General features: G+C 67.0%; 4 protein-coding genes. 1 reads left to right on the top strand and 3 read right to left on the bottom strand.

Annotated elements, in window-relative coordinates; all coding sequences use genetic code 11:
- Positions 1 to 176: 176 nt before the first annotated feature.
- The 3 genes from U9977_RS01500 to U9977_RS01490 form a co-directional block, all read right to left on the bottom strand.
- On the bottom strand, positions 177 to 452 hold the full coding sequence (locus tag U9977_RS01500; protein WP_322747318.1) for a type II toxin-antitoxin system RelE/ParE family toxin: 276 nt from the start codon (positions 450 to 452) through the stop codon (positions 177 to 179).
- Positions 449 to 733: a type II toxin-antitoxin system Phd/YefM family antitoxin gene (locus U9977_RS01495; protein WP_322747317.1), complete on the bottom strand. Its 285-nt coding sequence runs from the start codon at positions 731 to 733 to the stop codon at positions 449 to 451. The genes U9977_RS01500 and U9977_RS01495 overlap by 4 nt, the downstream gene beginning before the upstream one ends.
- 385 nt (positions 734 to 1,118) lie before the next feature.
- The gene (locus U9977_RS01490; protein WP_322747316.1) at positions 1,119 to 2,039 is read right to left on the bottom strand and encodes a TauD/TfdA family dioxygenase; all 921 of its coding nucleotides are present in this window, start codon (positions 2,037 to 2,039) and stop codon (positions 1,119 to 1,121) included.
- Between the two features lie 177 nt (positions 2,040 to 2,216).
- Between U9977_RS01490 and U9977_RS01485 the strand changes: the two genes are divergently transcribed.
- On the top strand, positions 2,217 to 3,128 hold the full coding sequence (locus U9977_RS01485) for a LysR family transcriptional regulator (RefSeq protein ID WP_322747315.1): 912 nt from the start codon (positions 2,217 to 2,219) through the stop codon (positions 3,126 to 3,128).
- Positions 3,129 to 3,259 lie beyond the last annotated feature (131 nt).

Genomic DNA, 3,259 nt, shown 5'->3' with positions numbered 1-3,259 from the left:
TTATAGCTTCGGCATAGCTTCGGCAGCAAACGTCAACTGTTCGACCTGACGTTGCGCCGCTACCTGGACTTGCAGAACTCGGCCGTGACGGAGCTGTTGGAGGAGTCCGGGCCGGTGAAGGAGCGGCTGCTGGCCGATCTGCGGGTCCGCAACGCTCTGACTGGTTCTACCCGCTGCTACCCGCGGGGTCGGTAGACGTCCGCGCGGTGTTCGATCGCGACGATGTCGACCCGGTGGTTGTCGGTGTCAATGTGGTAAATGACGCGGTAGTCGCCTCGTCGCGCGCTGTGGAGTCCGGCGAGTTGGAGCTGGAGTGGCTTGCCGACGCGGTGCGGGTTGGCCGCCAGCGATCCGTAGAGGAACTCGACGACGGCGGTGGCGACTTTTTCGGGCAGGCGGCGAAGGGTGCGTCGAGCGGGCGCGGTGAAGGCGATCTCGTAGGCGTCGGTCACCGGCCGGTGGCGAGGCGCAGTGCTTCGTCCTTGGTCAGGACGGTCGCCCCCACCTCGTCGAGGTCGTCGAGGGCCTCCCGGACGTCGGCTATGAGCTGGGTGCTGCCCATGACGGCAAGGGTCTCCTCAAGGGACTCCAGGTCGTCGACGCTGATGACGATCGCCGCTGGTCGGCCGTGCCGTGTGATCACGACGCGGCCGTGCTCGCGTTCGACGCTGTCCACAACCTCCGAAAGGCGGTTTTTCACATCCGCCAGCGGCATCTGCTCAACGATCGACATAGCCACAACTATAGCCAGGACTGGCCGTTCCGGCGGGGGCACCGCTGGCCAGCCGGACCTACCGGCAGGACTCGGATCGTTGGCGCCTGAGTTGCTCGTCACCGGCGGGGTGTTGAATCGGCGGACCGCCTCGTCTTTGTACTCCTGCGTGTACTTCCAGGGAGTCGACCCCATGACGGCCCTTCCTTTCAGACAGTGACCTTCAGGTCTGCTGTCCACGGAAACGGGATCGCTTCAGTCAGCCGAACCAACACGAACCGGCATCCTCGCGCAGCCACCGCACCCGGCCGGCGGCGAAGATCACTGGAAGGCCGGCCGTGGTGGCCAACCCACGGCCGGCCTCCTGTGATCAGTGGGCCGAGCGGCCAGCGACAGAGGTCGCCAGCTAGAACTGGCCGCCGCCCTTGCCCATGTAGTTCTCTCCGTCGTAGGAGTCCGTGAAGCTCCTCATGCTGAAGTTCGGGTAGGCCAGGGGAAAGCTCAGCTTGCCCATGGTGAGGCGCTGTAGCGTGCGCTTCGACACCCCGGCCAGGTTCCGGCGGGCGTGGGCGCAACCGAAGTTGTCCCAGATCAGCAGGTCGTTCTCGCGCCAGGTGTGCTCGTAGACGTTCGCCGGGTCGTTGAGGTGGCCGAACAGCTGCTGGAGCAGCTCCTCGCTGGAGTCCGCGGCCAGTCCCTCAACCCGCACGGTGGACATGAGGCACGCCAGCAGCACCGGCTCGTCGGTGATCGGGTGACGCGCTGCCAACGGATGGACGTAGCCGGGCCAGCCAGGCAAGTAGACTTCCCGCTCGGAGATCCGCCCCTCCTCGTCCCGCCCGTGCAGGGAGTTCAGGGCGCTCAGGCCCGCTAGCCGGTCCTTCAGCTCGGCCGGCAGCCGCCGATACGCCAGCGTTCCGCTGGAGACGAAGGTGCTGGTCTCGCCTTCGGCGACCGAGAGCGCATGCAGGGCGATCGCATGGAACGGATGCTCGGCGTACATCAGGTCACGGTGGAAGACGAGCTCGCGGGTGCCGAACCCACCCTCCTCGCGGTTGAGCGCCAGCACCGGGTTCGCCTCGTGCTCCTCAGGGAGCAGCGGCGCGACGTAGCTGCCCACCCGCCGGAGGTCCGCCTTGGTGAGCTGCTGGTCGGCCGCCACGACGAAGCCGTGCTGGTAGAGCAGGGTGGCCAGCACGTCCTGCTCGTCCTGTGCCAGGCCGGCCCGCAGGTCGTCGACGTGCAGGCGCACTCCGAACGGCGCCAGTAACTCCCACGACAGTCGGCCGATTGTTCCGTCTGTGCGCACGTTGACACCGATGCTCATCCAGTCACCTCGTTTGATCGACCTGCCCCTGGAGGGCTCTACCGTGCAACCTCTGCCGGCCGGTGCGAGAAAGGAAGCGCGGGTTCACGAACTGCTGTTCGGCTATCGTGAACACCGGCTGCGTCCGGTCCCTCTCGGCCGCCGCGCGAACCTGGGGCGCGAGGGAGGTGGCCGGGGATGCGGGTGGTGCAGTTGCGCTGCTTCGTAGCCGTTGCGCAGGAACTCAGCTACCGTCGGGCGGCCGCCAGCCTCCAGTACTCGGCGTCCCACGTCAGCCAGCAGATCCGCCAACTGGAGAACGAGCTGGCAGTCACGCTGTTCGACAGGTCGACCCACCACGTGACGCTGACCCCCGCCGGGCGGCGGTTGCTGCCGGAGGCACGCGACCTGCTGGCCGCACACGGCCGGGTCCGCGATGTCGCCCGCGGGGAAGCCTCGGGCCGGGCCGGCTTCCTGCGGATCTCATACAGCTCCGGCAGCGGCGAGGTAATGGCGCGGGCGGTTCGGGCCTTCGTGGCCCGCTATCCCGACGTGGACATCGTCCCCAGCCAGGTGAACAACCAGCGGCTGGCGGACGATATGCGGGACCGCAACACCCACGTCAGCTTCTCGCTCTCGACGTCGGAACTCGCGGTGGGCCTCAGCTGCCTGGTACTCCACGATTTCGCCCAGAATCATCTCGCGTTGCCCACCGACCATCCGCTGCAGGCCCGGGGCAGGCTGACCGTCCACGACCTCCAGCAGCAGCGCCTGCTTGTTCCTTCGGCGGAGACGGATCGGACGCATGGCCAACGCATCCTCGACTTCCTGAACCGGCGCGGCGTGACGACCGACTACCGCTCCTACCCGATCGCCAGCGAGGAGGAGGTCGTCGACTTGGTGTCGGCGGGCCTCGGCGTGGCGTTCGTCGGGGAAGCCACCCGGCGGCGCTGGGGCGGTTGGCCACACATCGTCATCCGCCGGCTCGACGGCGAGGTTCCGCACCTCTTCCAGCTCATGATCTGGCAGGACACCCGCCAGACGTCGCTGACTCGCGCCTTCGTCGAGATCGCACAGGCGGAGTTCGATGCTCGTCCGCTCGGCCCCTAGACGAGTAAGTCCGATCTCTGGGCAGCCGATGATCGGGAATTGGGAGAGGGCGTCCAAGGTCATGTTGTGACGCAAAACCTGGACACCCTCCTCATCGCACTGTACGTAAAGATCGACGATCGGCCTGGAGG

The sequence above is a fragment of the Protofrankia sp. Cas8 genome (assembly GCF_963555845.1).
Lineage (GTDB): Bacteria > Actinomycetota > Actinomycetes > Frankiales > Frankiaceae > Protofrankia.
The sequence above is the reverse complement of the archived record's forward strand: the minus strand, read 5'-3'. Positions and strand labels throughout refer to the sequence as shown.

What these genes read in the sequence shown, in the direction of transcription:
- U9977_RS01495 (WP_322747317.1), bottom strand. Translation starts at nt 733, where the DNA reads ATGTCGATCGTTGAGCAGATGCCGCTGGCGGATGTGAAAAACCGCCTT.
- U9977_RS01490 (WP_322747316.1), bottom strand. Translation starts at nt 2,039, where the DNA reads ATGAGCATCGGTGTCAACGTGCGCACAGACGGAACAATCGGCCGACTG.
- U9977_RS01485 (WP_322747315.1), top strand. Translation starts at nt 2,217, where the DNA reads ATGCGGGTGGTGCAGTTGCGCTGCTTCGTAGCCGTTGCGCAGGAACTC.